This window comes from Rasiella sp. SM2506 (assembly GCF_050859505.1).
Lineage (GTDB): Bacteria > Bacteroidota > Bacteroidia > Flavobacteriales > Flavobacteriaceae > Marinirhabdus.
Genome location: NZ_CP193934.1, coordinates 2,054,371 through 2,072,258, shown reverse-complemented (window position 1 = coordinate 2,072,258; position 17,888 = coordinate 2,054,371). Strand labels below are relative to the sequence as shown.

Annotated in this window: 17 protein-coding genes; 3 read left to right on the top strand and 14 right to left on the bottom strand. The window is 37.3% G+C overall.

What is annotated here, in order from left to right; all coding sequences use genetic code 11:
* Positions 1–80: 80 nt before the first annotated feature.
* The 11 genes from ACQ2HF_RS09470 to ACQ2HF_RS09420 form a co-directional block, all read right to left on the bottom strand.
* The gene (locus tag ACQ2HF_RS09470; RefSeq protein WP_432410189.1) at positions 81–1,244 is read right to left on the bottom strand and encodes an acyl-CoA dehydrogenase family protein; all 1,164 of its coding nucleotides are present in this window, start codon (positions 1,242–1,244) and stop codon (positions 81–83) included.
* A gap of 68 nt (positions 1,245–1,312) precedes the next feature.
* Positions 1,313–2,203 (bottom strand): ComEA family DNA-binding protein, encoded by an 891-nt coding sequence (locus tag ACQ2HF_RS09465; RefSeq protein ID WP_432410188.1) that lies wholly within the window; start codon positions 2,201–2,203, stop codon positions 1,313–1,315.
* 48 nt (positions 2,204–2,251) lie between these two features.
* The gene (locus tag ACQ2HF_RS09460) at positions 2,252–3,943 is read right to left on the bottom strand and encodes an alanine/glycine:cation symporter family protein (RefSeq protein WP_432410187.1); all 1,692 of its coding nucleotides are present in this window, start codon (positions 3,941–3,943) and stop codon (positions 2,252–2,254) included.
* 97 nt (positions 3,944–4,040) lie between these two features.
* Positions 4,041–5,051: a potassium channel family protein gene (locus tag ACQ2HF_RS09455; protein ID WP_432410186.1), complete on the bottom strand. Its 1,011-nt coding sequence runs from the start codon at positions 5,049–5,051 to the stop codon at positions 4,041–4,043.
* Positions 5,048–5,278 (bottom strand): PspC domain-containing protein, encoded by a 231-nt coding sequence (locus ACQ2HF_RS09450; RefSeq protein ID WP_432410185.1) that lies wholly within the window; start codon positions 5,276–5,278, stop codon positions 5,048–5,050. Before ACQ2HF_RS09450 ends, ACQ2HF_RS09455 begins: the two co-directional genes overlap by 4 nt.
* A gap of 38 nt (positions 5,279–5,316) precedes the next feature.
* Positions 5,317–6,591 (bottom strand): DUF2851 family protein, encoded by a 1,275-nt coding sequence (locus ACQ2HF_RS09445; RefSeq protein WP_432410184.1) that lies wholly within the window; start codon positions 6,589–6,591, stop codon positions 5,317–5,319.
* A gap of 94 nt (positions 6,592–6,685) precedes the next feature.
* Positions 6,686–8,077 (bottom strand): hypothetical protein, encoded by a 1,392-nt coding sequence (locus ACQ2HF_RS09440; protein WP_432410183.1) that lies wholly within the window; start codon positions 8,075–8,077, stop codon positions 6,686–6,688.
* A gap of 48 nt (positions 8,078–8,125) precedes the next feature.
* Entirely contained in the window at positions 8,126–9,484 is a 1,359-nt protein-coding gene (locus ACQ2HF_RS09435) for a pyridoxal-phosphate dependent enzyme (protein WP_432410182.1), read from the bottom strand.
* Between the two features lie 91 nt (positions 9,485–9,575).
* A complete protein-coding gene (locus ACQ2HF_RS09430; RefSeq protein ID WP_432410181.1) occupies positions 9,576–9,773 on the bottom strand; it encodes a hypothetical protein in 198 nt (65 codons plus the stop codon).
* A gap of 3 nt (positions 9,774–9,776) precedes the next feature.
* The gene (locus tag ACQ2HF_RS09425) at positions 9,777–10,445 is read right to left on the bottom strand and encodes a hypothetical protein (RefSeq protein ID WP_432410180.1); all 669 of its coding nucleotides are present in this window, start codon (positions 10,443–10,445) and stop codon (positions 9,777–9,779) included.
* 497 nt (positions 10,446–10,942) lie between these two features.
* Entirely contained in the window at positions 10,943–12,181 is a 1,239-nt protein-coding gene (locus tag ACQ2HF_RS09420; protein ID WP_432410179.1) for an ABC transporter permease, read from the bottom strand.
* Positions 12,182–12,191: 10 nt separating this feature from the next.
* Here ACQ2HF_RS09420 and ACQ2HF_RS09415 point away from each other — a divergent pair, with 10 nt between their 5' ends.
* On the top strand, positions 12,192–13,562 hold the full coding sequence (locus ACQ2HF_RS09415; protein WP_432410178.1) for an exo-beta-N-acetylmuramidase NamZ family protein: 1,371 nt from the start codon (positions 12,192–12,194) through the stop codon (positions 13,560–13,562).
* 71 nt (positions 13,563–13,633) lie between these two features.
* Here the strand turns inward: ACQ2HF_RS09415 and ACQ2HF_RS09410 are convergent, their stop codons facing one another.
* The gene (locus ACQ2HF_RS09410) at positions 13,634–14,128 is read right to left on the bottom strand and encodes a YkgJ family cysteine cluster protein (protein ID WP_432410177.1); all 495 of its coding nucleotides are present in this window, start codon (positions 14,126–14,128) and stop codon (positions 13,634–13,636) included.
* Positions 14,129–14,240: 112 nt separating this feature from the next.
* On the opposite strand from ACQ2HF_RS09410, the gene ACQ2HF_RS09405 reads away from it, so the two are divergent.
* Together ACQ2HF_RS09405 and ACQ2HF_RS09400 are read left to right on the top strand one after the other, a co-directional pair.
* Positions 14,241–14,954, top strand: coding sequence for a class I SAM-dependent methyltransferase (locus ACQ2HF_RS09405; RefSeq protein WP_432410176.1), 714 nt, complete (start codon positions 14,241–14,243; stop codon positions 14,952–14,954).
* Between the two features lie 148 nt (positions 14,955–15,102).
* Complete coding sequence (locus tag ACQ2HF_RS09400; protein WP_432410175.1) at positions 15,103–15,861, top strand: membrane metalloprotease; 759 nt, start codon at positions 15,103–15,105, stop codon at positions 15,859–15,861.
* A 40-nt stretch (positions 15,862–15,901) separates the two neighbouring features.
* Here ACQ2HF_RS09400 and ACQ2HF_RS09395 read toward each other — a convergent pair whose 3' ends face one another.
* Positions 15,902–17,536, bottom strand: coding sequence for an amidohydrolase (locus tag ACQ2HF_RS09395; RefSeq protein ID WP_432410174.1), 1,635 nt, complete (start codon positions 17,534–17,536; stop codon positions 15,902–15,904).
* A gap of 136 nt (positions 17,537–17,672) precedes the next feature.
* Positions 17,673–17,888: a hypothetical protein gene (locus ACQ2HF_RS09390; protein ID WP_432410173.1), complete on the bottom strand. Its 216-nt coding sequence runs from the start codon at positions 17,886–17,888 to the stop codon at positions 17,673–17,675.

Here is a 17,888-nt window from a genome sequence, read left to right as displayed (position 1 = left end):
AATTGATATTAGGCATTTCATAAGGTCATTCATTAAATCTGAATGTTTCTTTCCCAAATAACGCCATAGGATGGAAATGGTTATGTAGCGGGCTTGTAATTTTTACCTTCAATCACCATTTTGGAGATAATCTCACGTAGAATCTCGGAAGTTCCCCCTCCAATAGGCCCTAGCCTGCTATCACGTAAATTTCTTGCCAGCGGATATTCTTCCATATAGCCGTAACCACCAAGCATCTGAACACAATCGTAGGCTATTTCATCTGCAACTTTGGTTGAAATTAATTTTGACATGGTTGCTTCTTTCACCACATATTCCCCTTGATCCAGACGCTGTGCTGTAACATAATTAAATGTTTTGCACATCTCATTTTCGGAAGCCATTTGGGCAATTCTATGACGCAATGCCTGAAACTTCGAAATGGATTTTCCAAACGCCACACGTTCTTTCATATATTCAATAGTGTAGTCCAGCGCCCATTCACTTCGCGCGTGTGAGTTTATTCCCATAATGAGGCGCTCTAAGGCAAAGTGTTGCATAATATACGGGAAACCTTTATTCTCCTCACCCATTAAATTTTCGATAGGGATCTCTACATTATCGAAGGCTATTTCACCTGTGTCACTTGCTCTCCACCCTAATTTATCTAGCTTTGTAGCAGAGATACCTGGTGTATCACGGTCCATCACAAAAATACTGATCCCCTTATTCCCTAACTCTGGCGATGTTTTGGCAGCTACAATTAAATAGTCGCTATACACGCCATTGGTAATAAAGGTCTTAGACCCGTTGATGACATACGTATTTCCTTTTTTCACGGCCGTAGTGCGCATTCCAGAAACATCACTTCCTCCAAAAGGTTCGGTAATACATAAGCACCCTATTTTTTCTCCTGTGATACTAGGCGCTAAATATTTTTCTTTTTGCTCGTGGTTTCCTTCTTTATTTAAATGCGTCTGTGCCAGATAAGCGTGTGCCCACATAGCTGCTGCAAATCCGCCTGAATTTACTTTCTGTAATTCTTCCAAAAAGATAACGGTGTAAAACAAATCTAAATCCAACCCGCCATACTGCTCTGGATAGTTGATTCCAAAATAACCCATTTCACCAAATTTTTCCCATATAAAACGTTCTATATGGCCCGTTTTCTCCCACTTTTCAATATGTGGGACTACTTCCTTTTGAAGGAAATCTTTAAAACTTTTTCTGAAAAAATCGTGCTCTTCGGTAAAATATACGCTCATCTTGTTTGTTTTGAATTTTTGGGGTTTGGAATATTTTCTGAAGCGTTTTGTAAGACCTTCATAAAAATTTATTCAACAAACAAATATAATTGAAATCGCTGTATTTTGTTGGCAGTGATGCCTTCAATTTTTTCAAGCTCTTCCAGTGACTTAATTCCCTCCCGTAGTTTTACAAATTCCCACATCCTTTTTCCTAAGTCGAAACTAATTCCGGGAATGGTGGCCAAGTCGGATGCCGAGGCTTTATTTATGTTCAGTTTCTCTAGGGGCTTAGGGGTTTTTACTGTAAATAAATTTTTGGTTCGTTCCACAACTTGTGGTGATAATCCGTACACTTCGTACAATTGCACATCGTCTGTAAACCCGCCTAATGTATTTCGATAGTTAACAATACGTTCACTCAAGGCTGTTCCTATTCCTGAAATTTGTTGCAATTCATCGGTCGTGGCTGTATTTAAATCTATTTTCTGGCTGAAAGACTTTTCTGTATTAAAATCTACAAACTTGGAGGTATAGTTAGATTTCGTCTTAGGATGGGTGACCCATTCTGGAAATTTGAAATACGGTGACATGCTATCCAGCCATACATCCGAAACTCCCGTTACACGTTTAAAATCGGATATGCTATTGATCCATTTGTCTTCCTTCCGAAATTGTTGCAATTTATCGTAAGCTTCGGTTGGCATTCCAAGTGTATATGCTTTATAGTCTGTGATGAAATTTGGATTGAAAGGATATAGTTTCGGGGTACGAGCTTCCATTTCAACAAGGCGCAGCGAATCTATCTGTTTTTGTTTCAGCAGTACTTCAGCAGAAGAAGTATCTAAGGCTTCTTCCGTTTCAAACGCTACAAAAAAATAAACGCTCAATAATGTAATGATAATGGCTGCAAAAAGCAAAATCCCACTCTGTTCGCTTTTGGCAAACCTAAAGTGGGATTTTAAATTATTTTTGGACATAACGCTCCTTTTTAAATTAAAAAAGGGGAGTTGTCTGTTTGCTATTCTCTATTCTATGGCGTCACGTTTCAGTTTAATGGCATCTAGGTAACGGTTCAATTGTTTTTTCACAACTGGAAACAAGAAGAAAAGACCTATCATATTAGGGAATACCATTGCAAAAATCATTGCGTCCGAGAATGCCCAGATAGAACCCATACTTGCTGCTGCACCAATTACCACAAATAATAAGAATAAAAGCTTATAAGTCATATCTGCAGCTCTACCTCTTCCGAATAAGAACTTCCAAGATTGTAGCCCGTAATAAGACCAAGAAATCATTGTGGAAACTGCAAATAACACTACTGCGATGGTTAAGAATACATTAGAATATGGAATATATTCTGCGAATGCTTTTGCGGTAATACCAGCACCTTCGTAAGAAATTCCGTCAATTACTACCATTCCAGCTCCAGTAGCATCTCCGTACTCAAAGTAGCCACCAAAATTAAAGATAATAATTACTAAGGCTGTCATCGTACAAATTACAACCGTATCAATAAAAGGTTCTAACAAGGCCACTAGACCTTCAGAAGCCGAATATTTTGTCTTTACAGCTGAATGCGCAATTGAAGCTGAACCTGCTCCTGCTTCGTTTGAAAACGCTGCTCTTTTAAATCCTACTAACAACACTCCTATTAAACTTCCTACTCCAATAGCAGTTGGATTAAATGCTTCCTGAACAATCAGGCCAATCGCATCGTCAATTAATGAGAAGTTACTAAAAATGATAAACAAACAACATAATATGTATAGCACTGCCATTAGCGGCACTACTTTTTCGGTCACCTTAGCAATACGTTTAATACCACCAATAATAATGATCCCTACTAAAATGGCCAATACAATACCTACAATTGCTCCTGCAGCTGTACTGTTCCAGTCAAACATTTCTTTTATCACAATAGTTGCCTGATTACTCTGTGCAGCGTTTCCACCACCAAAAGAACCTCCAATACAAAAAATGGCAAAAATTACCGCAGCAATTTTACCTAACATTCCAAAGCCACGTTCTTTTAATCCCTTGCTTAGGTAGTACATAGGCCCTCCATAAATAGTTCCATCTTCACCCACATCTCGGTATTGAACTCCTAAGGTACACTCTACAAATTTTGTGCTCATCCCCAATAACCCACATATAATCATCCAGAAGGTTGCTCCCGGACCCCCTAAAGCAATTGCTAACGCTACCCCGGCAATGTTACCATTACCTACGGTACCAGAAACTGCAGTTGCCAATGCCTGAAAGTGAGAAACTTCACCATCGCTACTCTCATCTCTAATAGTATCTTTAATATCTCCATCTATGGCAAGTTCGTCCACAGTCTCTAGGTGCTTATCGATACTTTCAACCTTGTTCATATCCTGTCCCTGTGCTATACCACCTTCACCATACAGCTCTTTAGCGCCAAACTTCTCTATATCTTCATATTTTCCACGAACGGTATTAATTGCTTTTCCGAAAAAACGAATGTTAGGAAAACCGAAATACAACGTAAAAAATAAAGCACTTAATACTAATAACACGATAACAAATGGCGTGTCTGGTGCTATCTCAAAGAAAATTACAGCCGAAAAGAAATCGGATATAGGCTGAAAGGCCTGATCTATTTTTTGATCCAAACCTATTTCTTCTGCATCTTGCGCAAAAGTTAGTATTGGGACTAATAGGGTAAATAGAGAAAGAAGAAATTTCTTCATAATTTGGTTTTTGATTGAATTTAAATTTTAAGAACGAGCAAGATGCTAAAAAAAACGGCAGATTTCAAATTTTCGCCGTTAAAAAGTTAACATTCTCTTAAACATTATAGATATTTTTGAGACTCTCAATTTGTTCTGGTCTCCCAATTAGAATAAGTTTGGAGTCTTTTTCGACGATTAAAGAAGGTTCCGGATTCACTATGTAATTCCCATTAGGTGCTTTGTAGCCAATAATGCTGCAACCTGTTTTTCTTCTAATGTCCAATAATTCGATGGCCTGTTCGATTCCATTAGGGCAAACTTTTTCAAACGGGATTTGTTCCACATTAATACTATCTGCACTTCCCGAAACCGAAAGGTTGTCTAAAAATTCGACCAAGTCTGGCGTTACCACCAAATTGGCCATATGGTCTCCTCCTATTTTGTCTGGCAAAATCACGTTATCTGCACCCGCCAATTTTAATTTCTGAAAGCTAGTTTCTTCGGTTGCGCGACTAATAATTTTTAAATCCTTTTTAAGTTGTCGTGCTGAAAGTACTACAAAAAGATTATCGGCATCACTTGGAAGTGCACAAATTAAAGTACTGGCTCTTTCAAGACCTGCCTGTAATAGCACTTCGTCTTCTACAGCGTTGCCTTCAATAAAAAGCTTCCCTCCCTCCTGTTCATGAGTCACAATTTGTTCATTCATTTCAATAACAACATATTCTTTCTTGTAGGCTTCTAACTTATGCACGGCTTGTTTACCATTTCTTCCATACCCACAAACAATAATATGGTCTTTTAAAACATCTATTTTTTGTTGCACTTTTTTTCTTTTAAAGTTACCAATGTTGTTTTTGCTAAGAAGGTACTCGGTAATCACACTGAAAGCATACCCTACAATAAAAATACTGCAAATAATTAATACAGAGGTAAACAGTTTTTCACTTGGCGACAAGTCTCTAATAGTTCCATAACCTACGGTTGTAATCGTAATCACAGTCATATAAAATGCATCTACCCAGGAATATTCAGATAGTATTTTATATCCCAAAACACCTACCGAAAAGATAATGAGCAGTAGCGTGACTGCCAGGGTTAACTTTGATTTGAATAGTCTTCTCATAAGTCAAAAACCGATGTACGTTTGGTATATACTAAGTCTTTCAACTTAAGTAAAAAACCTAGCGTTAAATAGACAGCAAACCAAATTCCAAGCGTAGCAAAAGACACATAGATAAAAAACAACCGAACGCTCTTAACCCGCATCCCGAGTCTATCTGCCAGGCGGGAAGACACATAGAAGCCATGTTTCTCAAAATAATAGCGTATTTTATATACCAGCGTAAGCATACCCGCAAATTAGGGAAATTTTGATTAAGTACTACAGTTTACCCCCTATTTAAAAGAGAATTCCCTACAGCGCAATCCAAACATTTTTTTGGATCGCAATAGCTATTTTTAAGCTGCAGCAAAGCCTGACTATCCATAGCATGCTTTGCAATGGGTAGCAAACTATTAAAGCGGTTAACAATGGTGTTTTCCTCTTTAGAAATTGACGCCGCTAGTTCCATCAACTCTTCTGAAATATCCTTTCCTTGATTTTGTGCATAACAAAATTTTATAGGAATCACAGTGTTTATAAGCAACAAGTCCATAAACTTTTTGGTAAGCCCCTTCCCTCTTTTGGTGGCTGAAACACCAAAATTAAAATGCGTATTCCAATAGCTGCTAGCGTTACAGTTTAAAATTTCGTAATACTCCTCTTTTGTTTTTGCATGGAGAATTGCTGAAAATAAATGGGCTTTATCTACATACAAAACAGCTAGCTGAGACAATCTAATTGTTGGAAAATTGGGCGGACGTAATCGAAAGAATTTGGGAGCAATGACCGAAGTAGTATTTAATTGAAATTTATGCGCCAAATAGATGTATTTCTGTTGAAGGATTTTGAAATATTCATCGGTCGGCTCTTTCTCGAGCAAGCCTGCCTGACCAAACAACAAGGCTTCCAGGTCGAAGATATTCGTTCTGCATTTTTGTAGCACCGAAAAATCCAACGAATTCGCAATACTAAAAAACGATTCCCCATTCACCTTTAGGCCGAAATTTTTTGCAAGCATTTGAAATAGCAGTGCTTCCCAGTGATTATTATTTTGAGCTAGTTGCTGAAGGATCTGTTCAGATTTTTGCTGTAATCGTTCCAGGTACAATCGCTCCAGCCAATTTTCTATTATAAACGCATCTACAGTATGAAATTGTTTTTCACAATTAATCCATTTTTGCTCGGTTGAGAAAAGGGTTTTGTAACTATGTAAAGCAGCTTTATCAATGTATTTTTTTAGCTGAAGCGTATCGAAAGGTTCTTGGTTTTTATTAAAAACATCGGTATCGTGCTGCCAAACTACGTGTAGAATAATGCTGTTATACGCATCATTTATCTCGTGCCCGTGCGCATACCAATCGCTGGATTTAATATGTAGCTCTACATTGCCTGCCCACAATTGATCCTTAATTTTTAATTGCGCATTAAAAAAGTCTGGCCCCGAATTAAAATTATGCTGTCCCGGATGTATCACCACCACCTCATCCCCGGTAACAGTATGGAGATTTGAGGTGCTGAACTTTTGATACTTCCACACATAATGCAGAAAATCTTCTCTCATGGTAGTAAAAAGCGGGGAGCTGTAACTGAATGAATTTCAGCCTAGTAAAGATACTAAAAAAATGCTATCTAGTGTATACTAATTTCCTCTACACCTATTTGTCAAACTTCACAAATCGATATTCATCATCCTGCAAGACAACGTAGATGTAACTTTCATTAAAATCAACAATCGTTTCTAAGGTTTCTTTTTTTAGATCACTTTCGGTATGATAACGCTCTATTTTATCAAACACTGTCTGCACAATACTCCCATCAAGGTGTTTAAAATCTTCATCGAATAAACATTGAATATAAGTAGTACGAGCATTTTCATTGGTTGAAAGTATCTGTGGAATTGAACTAAAATGCGTGAGAAGCATTGTACCACCAAAATCGCTTATACCAGATGCCATTTGCACACTTCCTCCTAAAACCACCTGCAACTGATCCTCTAGTTGATGTACTGAAATTGCTGGATTGGAATTTGAAACCTTTCTTAAAAACTGTTGTGTCTTACCTAATTTTCTCTTGCTTGCATAGGCCGCTCCTTCCAAAATGATAGGTGTATTTTTAATAACTATTTCTTCGTCGGCTCCTACCCTGTAGGTGTAAAGTGATTGTAGTGTTGCGCTTTCCTTTACCTCCAATATCATTTCATTAGTATCCATTATCAATTGATACATACGTCCACCATGGAGTAAACTATTGGAATTTCCAGAAGTACCTTTTGTTAATAATGGCTTTTCAATTTCTACCATTTCAAACGTCATTTCCGGAAGGTCAATTTCCAAAATCATAGTTTTTGAAACATCATGATCCAATGTAATTTGTATACGATCATCTAGTTGGTAACTCTTACATTTGGAAGATGTTTGTAAAAGCGTGTACGGAAATGTATCGTTGATTTTTTGAAGATCTGGGGCCGCATAGTTAAACAGGTATTTTAAACTTTCATTTTTACTTGTTTTTGTTTTGAAAGTGTAGGATGACAAATCAAAAGTTTCCTTCTTAATAACACCTTCTGGTCCAATCTTCTGAAAAAACAGTACCTCACTATCTAGACTTACCGAAAGAATATAATGGCTTCCCTCATAAAAATAAGTTTGCAACAACCCTTCTCCTCTCAACTTTGGAAGTTCAGTCTTTGACAGAACTTTTTTAGTATCTAAATCTATATGCAGCGCTGTGAGTTTTTTTCTACTGGAATTTCCTGTTAGGATGGCCAGTTTATTATCATAAACAGAGGAAAGTAACATTTGCTGATTAGCATCTAAAACCTCAGCTAGGACAAATTGATCGCCCGGTTCAAAATTCACTCCATAAAGAGTAATATGGATATCCTTCTTATTTTTCTGAACAAAAACAAGACGGTTATCTGCATCGTTTAACAAAAATACCTCTGTATGATACAAGGATACATTTGTTGCGCTTTGTGTTATTACTACATTTTGAGAAAAGCCAATTGACGTTACAAAAAAGAGGAGAATCCAACCCTTATATTTCATGAAATGCAAATTACTTAATCTTAACTAAGATGTTTTAACAACAAAAGGCTACAATGCACTAATAATATCGTGCTTCGTAATAATGTGGTATTTTCCATCTCCCAAGTCTACCAGTACAGCATTGTTCTCTTTATGAATCAGTTTTGAAACTTCTTCAATAGATGTATTTTTTTGAACGATTGGAAACGCCTTGTGCATTACTTCTTTAATAGGAAGATTTGCTACGTCTTTGTTGTCTAAATATTTCCGAAGTAAATCGGTTTCATCTAAAGCCCCTACAAACCCAGTGGTGTCTTCTACAGGGATTTGTGAGATTTTATAAGCTTTCATACGCTCAATAGCATGGCTTACCAATTCTTCGGTACGTACCGTCACTAAAGGTTTGTCTGCATGGTCTTTTATAAGGTCGCTGGCTACGGTTATTTCGTCTTCTACAAATCCGCGTTCTTTCATCCATTCATCGTTAAACATTTTGCCAACGTATCTACTTCCGTGATCGTGGAAAAGAACCACTACCACATCATCTTTAGTAAAATGTTCTTTTAGCTGAAGCAGTCCTTTCATAGCAGACCCTGCCGAATTCCCCAAAAACATCCCTTCAATTTTCGCTAGTTTCTGGGTATAAATAGCTGCATCCTTATCGGTTACCTTCGTAAACCCATCTATGATAGAGAAATCCACATTTTTCGGTAAAATATCTTCTCCTATTCCTTCAGTAATGTACGGGTAGATTTCGTTTTCGTCAAAAATTCCTGTCTCGTGGTATTTTTTAAAAACACTTCCGTAGGTATCAATTCCCCAAATTTTTATGTCTGGGTTTTGTTCTTTTAAGTATTTTCCCACACCACTAATGGTTCCGCCGGTTCCTACACCTACTACAAAATGCGTTACTTTACCATCGGTCTGTTCCCAGATTTCCGGGCCTGTACTTAGATAATGTGCTTTGGCGTTGCTTGGATTGTCATACTGATTTACATACCAACTGTTTGGTGTTTCTTCAGCCAACCGTTTTGAGGTGGAATAATAACTTCGCGGGTCTTCTGGTGCAACATTAGTTGGGCACACAATCACTTTACTTCCCACGGCTTTTAAAATATCAACCTTTTCTTTACTCTGTTTGTCGCTAATAACGCATACCATCTTATAGCCTCTTACAATCGCGGCCAGGGCAAGTCCCATTCCTGTATTACCAGAAGTTCCTTCAATGATGGTTCCGCCAGGCTTAAGGCTGCCATCTGCTTCGGCGTCATCAATCATCTGCACAGCCATACGGTCTTTTACCGAGTTACCTGGGTTAAAAGTTTCGTATTTAGCAAGTACCAATGCTGGGATTTCTTCGGCTAACTTGTTTATTTTTACCAAAGGCGTGTTACCAATAGTTTCTAGGATGTTCTTTGCGTATTTCATAGGATATTTTGAAGGTGCAAAGGTACGATGAAGAACAAAGACCTGCAACGATTTTTCGGTTGCAGGTCATTTCTTCATTTGTTAAAAAGGATTATCTTTTTTTATTTATGTAAAGCACATAAAATAGGGCAAGACTAGTTAAGATTGGTGCATAAATTGGAGATAATTTCCAAAATAAGTTACCACCATCTTCAAAATTAACATCCCTTAAATTAGCTATTTGTAATCCCAAGAACATTAAAACGATGATAAATAATACGAAAATGTATATTCTTTTAACTTTAATCATATTCTATCTTTTACATGCATTACCCATTTCAGCTGAAGCCCAAATAAAACCAGCAGCACCAACTGCAGCACCAACTACCGTCGCACCAGAAACGCAAAGACCTGCAAAAGCAAGTACTAATCCAACTGTTGCTCTGGCACAAGGATTTCGATTTTGGAAATATTGGCCAGGAAATGCATTATCTAACATTAATAGTCCATTCGCTATAGCGTTAAACATATTTTGCTTTTGTGCATAATAAGGGAGATTTTGTATATCATTCTGAAAGTTATTCACCGATGCTTGTACACTAAATCCAGCTTGAATGTCATTGGCTAAAGAATTTATAACATTAAGTTCAGCACTAGTAAAAATATTCATATCCTCAATAATATTATAGTTAGTCCAATAATCATTATTCATCATTGGAGATATTGTATTAGGATAGTTAACATTAATTCCTTCATCATTCTTCCAATTTTGTAAAGTAACAAAAGCTCCGTTATTTGGATATGTAGGTAATGAAAGAAGTGGATTATATGTCGTACTCGCAACTCTTGATGTTGAATTTTGAAATTGACTGACATCTATAATTGTTAACTCGTATTTTTCAGAAATCTCTGTTTCTTTAGCGCAAGAGTATAAAGTTGGGAATAAAATTAAAAACGAAAAAAAGTATGATATTGTTTTCATAAAGTAAATTTTAAAAATTAATAATTGTTAGTTAATACATATAAAGTTGCGCAACTTTTGAAATACTCTGCGAAGAAAAAAAAAAAAAAATAAAAACCACCACGCAGTATATTACCTTTAACTTTTTTAAGAATTTAATTTTCTTTTAACTTAAACAATTGCTAGCATTCAAGACTTTAACTTTATCTATCATTGATTTTAACCAAAAGTTGTATTTTTAGTAAATAATAATTATAATTTTCAATTTGAAAAAAATTAATTTGTAGAAATAAGCAACCACATTACAAAAAAGGTAAAACCTTAATACAAAAAATCTTTAATTTTCCTATAAATTATTGATGTAAGTGACTATTCTAAAAACAATCATTCTAACTCTATGCTTTTTTGTAACTTAATTGGAAGAACTTCACAAGAAAAGGCAAAACCACCTCACAGGAAATGGAACAACGTTTTCTTGGAGACAAATAAAACAACCCCCATTTAAAAGAAAAATTGTTTCACTCAAATCGAATCGCCTTCACTGGAGAAATCTTGGCAATAATATAACTAGGAACTAGCAACATTACCAAACACAACAAGAAGGTGCCTACATTCAACGCCAGAATATAGCCCATATCCAAATACACGGGAGCTTCGGTTACATAATAGGTATCTGGATTTAAAGGGAAAAGTTTAAAATATTTTTGTGCTAACAACAGTCCTAAGCCAATAACATTTCCCCAAAACAGCCCAACTACAATTAAATACATGGCGTTGTACAAAAATATCTTCCGGACGCTCCAATCGCTGCTCCCCATGGCTTTTAGAATTCCAATCATTTGGGTGCGCTCTAAAATTAGGACGAGCAAAGCGGTAATCATATTAATACCTGCCACCAAAATCATAATCCCAATAATGAGATAGGTATTAAAATCGAACAGATCGATCCATTCAAAAATAGACCCGTATTTCTGGCGAATAGTCACCGAGTCCAACTCACTATCTATGGTTTTATACACCTGTCCACCAATAGCATCTATGCTGTCAAAATCGTCTACAAACACTTCAAAAGCACCAATCTGGTCTTCTTCCCATTTATTAAGGAACTGGATGTGACGTATATCGGCAATAAGGTATTGCTCATCAAATTGCTGAAAACCGCTATTGTAAATCCCCACAATATCAAACCCACGCGGACGTGCTTTTTGAGTGTTCCCTTCTTGCATAAAAAAGGTAACTACCTTGTCATTAAGTTTTAAGTCTAATCGATTGGCGAGGTATTCTGAAATTAAGACCTCTTCATTTAAAGCGGCTTCGGTATAGTTCGGGAGTCTTCCTTCCCGTAAAAATTCTTCAAAATACTGCCAGTTATAATCGCTTCCTACGCCTTTTACAACAATGCCCTCAAAATCTTTTTCGGTTCTGATAACTGCGCCTTTTTGAGCGGTAATTTGTATGTGTTTTATCCCTTCTACTTGCGTGAAATTGGGATAAAAGTCTTGATTTTTACTAATAGGTATTTGAGACTCGTTGCTTTGGTTGGTATCGTAGTTGGTAATAATAATATCGCCATTAAAAGCTGAAACTTTTTCGCGAATTTTTTTTTGCAATCCCATACTGGTGGCAACACTTACCAGCATCATAATTATCCCGAGCGCAATTGCTGTGATGGCAATTTTTATTATTGGCCCCGAAATACTACTTTTATGGTCTTTGGCAGCGATGATGCGCCGAGCGATGAAAAATTCGAAATTCACAAATAAAATTATGCGGTTAGTACTCTTCAAAAATACCATATTAATCTTATCTCTTGCATTTTTTTCCTGCGGAAGTACCTACACTGAAACTAACGAAGGAGATGAAGGTACCCTAAACGATATCATACAAGTAGGAGAAGCTATTACAGCCGATGCACAGCGTGATAAAGACAGAGCTAAAAAGAAAACCCTGCTAGAAATGGAAGTTGGGTCTCTAGAAGAAGTAGGCAGCTTGAACAACAATATTATCACAGGAGCTGAACAACCTGGTGTGTACTTTCCGTTATTGAACAATAAAAAAGTAGGCGTAGTAGCAAACCAAACCAGTGTAATTATAGAAAATCTTGCCACTTTCGAGGAAGGTCAACCTGGAAATAATAAAATTATAAAGACGCATATCGTAGATTATATGAGTACGAATGCTATTACTATTACGAAAGTTTTTGCACCTGAACACGGCTTTAGAGGTACGGCAGATGCTGGTGAAGTGGTGAAAGATGGCATAGATACCCAAACAGGTTTGCCTATTATTTCTCTCTACGGAAATAACAAAAAACCTTCCAAAGCGCAATTGGAAGGTATTGATATTATGGTGTTCGACATTCAGGATGTAGGTGCCAGGTTTTACACCTATATTTCTACCTTGCACTATGTAATGGAAGCTTGTGCCGAGCAAGGTATTCCCTTGCTTATTTTAGATCGTCCCAATCCCAACGGACATTATATTGACGGCCCCATATTAGAACCAAAACACGCTAGTTTTGTGGGCATGCATCCTGTTCCTGTGGTACACGGAATGACTATTGGCGAATATGCCCAAATGATTAATGGTGAAAAATGGTTGGCCAATGGGGTAACTTGCGACATTACCATAATTAAAAATGAAGGATACACTCATAAAACAGCTTATTCGTTGCCTGTAAATCCATCACCCAATTTACCTAATACTATTGCTATTTCCCTCTACCCTAGCCTATGCTTTTTTGAAGGAACTTTTGTGAGTGCGGGTCGCGGAACCAATATGCAATTCCAAGTTTTTGGGGCTCCGTCTCTACCAGAGCGATTTTATGATTTCACCTTCACCCCACAATCCAACGAAGGCTCAAAAAGCCCTAAGTTTAAAGGTGAAGTGTGCCATGGAAAAGACTTACGTAACTATCCACAACTGGAGAGTCTCAATTTGGATTGGCTTATTGAAGCCTATGTTGCCAACGGAAAGAAAAAAGACTTCTTTAATTCATTTTTTACCAAGCTTGCAGGTACCGAAACATTACAAGAGCAAATTGAACAAGGCTATACCGCCCGCGAAATTAAAAAAACGTGGCAGGAAGGGCTGAAGGCTTATGAGAAGATGCGAAAGGGATATTTATTATATGAGTAGATATATTATGAACTCTTAAGAAGATATAACTTTACTACATAGGAGACACTTTTCTGCCTACTGCCACTGAATTACTGAGTCACCCGTCTCTTCATTTCCTCCACAATATTGAACGCTGCAGGGCAAATAGCTACATTCTTTAAGGTAAGATTAGAGATTTGCTGAAATTTCTTTCTATCGGTATGTGGAAATTCGCTACACGCTTTGGGACGCACGTCGTAAATACTGCAGTAATTATCGGCTCCTAAAAATGTGCAGGGCACACTTTGCAGCACGTAGTCATTATCCTCATCTACTTGTAAATAGGTTTGTATAAACTGTTGTGGCTTCATCCGGAAATGTTTTGAAATGCGTTCCACATCCTTATTTGTAAACAAAGGTCCGGTCGTTTTACAACAATTGGCACAGCTAAGGCAATCGGTACGCTCAAACTCGGCATCGTGCAGTTCCTGCATAAGCGAATCCAAATGTTTCGGTGGCCTTTTCTTCAGCTTTGCGAAAAACTTTTTGTTCTCCGTATGCGTATCTTTGGCTTTTTGTGGGAGTTGTTGGAGGATTTCTTCCATTGTACAAAAGTACAAATTACGATTTATGATTTATGATTTATGATTTATGATTTTTAAAAGTTGAATAACTATAAAACCAATTCACCAATTCACTAACTAACCATTTCACCAAATGACCGATATTCTAGGAAGAGCACTTCTGGACTACCACAACGGAAACTATACCGAAGACATCATCACCACTACAAACATTAGTGAAGACGATACGCTTCCCCTTCCCTATCTCTATCGAAGTTTTTCTGAAATGCCCAAACTAGAACAACGTGCGCTCAAAGAATGCCAGGGAAAAATTCTGGACGTGGGATGCGGTGCCGGTAGCCATTCTCTCTGGTTGCAAGAAAAAGAATTGCAAGTAAAAGCTATAGATATTTCAGAAGGTGCTATTAAAGTCGCCAAAGCCCGTGGGATTCAAAACGCTGTACAAGCAAATATTTTAGAGGTAACTGAAGAAACCTTTAACACCATCTTACTCCTAATGAATGGTACTGGAATTTTTGAAACGGTTGAAAAAACAACAGAATACCTTCAGCATTTAAAAAGCATTTTAGCTCCTAAAGGACAACTACTCATAGACTCCAGCGATCTGCAATATATGTACGACCGTAATGAAGATGGTAGCATTTGGGTGCCGCAGCAGCGGTATTATGGCGAGTTGGAATTCACCATGAGGTATAAGGGTGAGACTTCAGCACCATTTCCTTGGTTATACCTTCACGAAACCTTGTTTCAAAAATTAGCCGAAGCAAACGAATTTACATTTGAAATTGTTAAAAGAGGTAAAAACTTCGATTATTTAGCCAGGCTTACACACATCAATATTTTATAGCTACAAAATTTCATCCCTAAAAAAGGAAAAAGTTTTGGAAGTAGCATTCAACTATAAACGAAACTGATAAAAAAAGCGTTAAAAAAAGACACCATTTGTTCATAATCGCATATTTGCGTTATGTTTGCTAAAATTACTAAATACATATATGAAGACTTATTTTTCCAAATTCCTACTCTTATTTTCTATTCTTATACTTATTGCTTCTTGTAAAAAAGACGATGACTCCCCTTTAGACGATTCAAAAACTGAAAATCTATTAGGTTTGGGCGAATCTGCCGAGGATATTTTGTCTGACGATATTTATAAAAGTCTTGTGGTAGAAATAGTATATAGCAACGGCTTTAGACCAGAGCAGCGTACTATCGATAACTTCAGACAGTTTTTGAATGAGCGTATTACGAAACCAGGAGGCATTAGTATTGTAGAAACTGTAATTGCTCCACCAGATGGTGAACCTTTCAGTACACAGGAAATAAGAGACATTGAAACGGCAAACCGCACCCAATATACTACAGACGACCAAATTGCGATTTACGTATTTTTTGCCAATGGGAATGCATCTTCAGATACAGGCTCTACTGTGACATTAGGGACGGCGTATAGAAATACGTCTCTGGTAATATATCAAGAAACATTGCAGGGTTTGGAAGTAGATAGATTTTTAGTGGAAGCTACCACGTTAAGACACGAATTTGGCCACTTATTTGGTTTAGTGAATATTCTAAATGACGATATTCATACAGACCACGAAGATCCAGATAATAACAAACACTGTGTTGTGGAGGACTGTTTAATGTTCTTTGCGAGCACTATCCCTAGTACAATTCCCGACCCTATGGATTCTGACATTCCAAAATTAGACGCACTTTGTTTAGCAGATTTGCGGGCTAAAGGAGGAAAATAGCCATTAAAATAAAATTTTGATACGCTGAAACTATAAATTTCTATTTTTCGCTGAATACCATTTCACCATTAATAAAGGTAGCCAATACTTTTATTTTCGGGATGCTATCTGCCGGGACTTCCATGATATTTCTGTCTAGTATGGTGAAATCTGCCGCTTTTCCAGGTTCTATGGTCCCTTTTTCGCCTTCCTCAAAGTTTGAATATGCAGCCCAGGTAGTCATTCCTTTTAAAGTTTCTTCTCGTGTTAGCGCATCTTCCATTCTAAAACCACCCTCTGGATAGTTTTTTAAATCTTTACGGGCTACAGCACTATAAAAAGTGTGCATTGGATTTACCTGTTCCACAGGAAAATCTGTCCCCAAAACTACAATACCTGCTCTATCCAGTAATGTTTTGTAAGCATACGCACCTTGTATACGCTCACTCCCCACTCTATCTTCGGCCCAATACATATCGCTAGTGGCATGGGTTGGCTGAATGGAAGGAATGATGTTTTTTGAAAATATATCAAAATCTACAGGAGTTACAATCTGGGCGTGTTCAACTTTCCAACGGGCGTCCGGATAATTTACTAGTGCTTTTTTGTATGCTCGCAATACCGAAATATTTGCAGAATCTCCAATGGCATGCGTATTCATTTGGTATCCTGCTTTTGCTAAACGCACTGCCAATTGCTCCAGACTATCCGAAGGCGTAATCATGGCACCAAAATGATTCTCCTTATCACTATACGATTTCCGAAGCGCTGCACCTCTGGAACCCAAAGCACCATCTGCATATACTTTTACCGAACGCACATGCAATCTATCTGTTTTAATAATTCCTTTTTTTAGAAAATAAGCCAGGTTATCTTCGGTATTACTCACCATAGCGTATACTTTAATTTTAAGTACATCGGCTTGTTGAAGACTGTCAATTAGTTCTATGATATTACGGCTAAGACCTGCATCATTAACCGTGGTAAGGCCATTTTCCAGACATATTTTTTCAGCATCTTTCAACGCTTGTATAGAAAATTCTTTTGAAGGAGCGGGAATAGAAGTACGAACCAAACTCATAGGGCTATCTATTAAAATTCCCGTAAGTTGTCCTAAACTATCCAGCACTACTTCTCCGCCGTCCATTTTAGTTTTCGTTGTAATTCCTGCCAGTTCTAGTGCTTTGGAGTTTATGATCATAGCGTGACCATCTACTCTTGTAAGTGCTACGGGGGTATCGGGAAACAAGGAGTCCAGTTCTTTCTTTGTAGGGAATTCTTTATGTTCCCAATCGTTTTGATCCCAACCACGGCCTGTAATGTAAGATACCTTTTTTTCTTGCTGAAATGTTTTCACACGTTCTAAAACGGCATCATAGCTTGTGGTACCCACCAGATCTACTTGCTGTCTCGTTACTCCCAAATTGTATAAATGCGCGTGTGCATCTATCAAGCCTGGAACAATAGTCGCACCCTTGGCATCATAGGTTTTTTTGAGATCGTATTTTAATTCTAATTCGGGTTTAAGACCTATTTCTAGGATTTTCCCATCTTTTACTACAAAAGCATTTGCAGTTTCAAATACATCGGTAACCGTGTAAATGGTAGCATTTTTAACGAGAAGGTCTGCCGAAATTTTTTCGGGAGCGCAATTTAAAAATAAAAATCCTGAAAGTAGAAAAACGAACTGTTTCATGTATGATTGGTTTTCCGTAAAAATAGAACTTTTAAAGGAAAGGAAAAAAACCGATTCTTTGAAAGAGCTAAAAGGAAAAACCGATTCGCTGAAAGAGTAAAATATAGGTGAGAATGAGGTATTCTGGAACTTTAGCTTAATACAACCTACCTCTTGAAACTATTTTATACATACGATATCCAAAGAAATAACATAGTGCTTGTATGGCAAATACTAAAAAGGAGAGTAGGAAGAATTTAACAGCTACTTGCCAGATGCTTGCGTAGGGTTCTTCACTACCTATTAAAAAGCCCAAAGAGATAAGGGCAATAGCAATCCCTGCAAAAATAAAAAGCATTTTTTTATGGTTCAT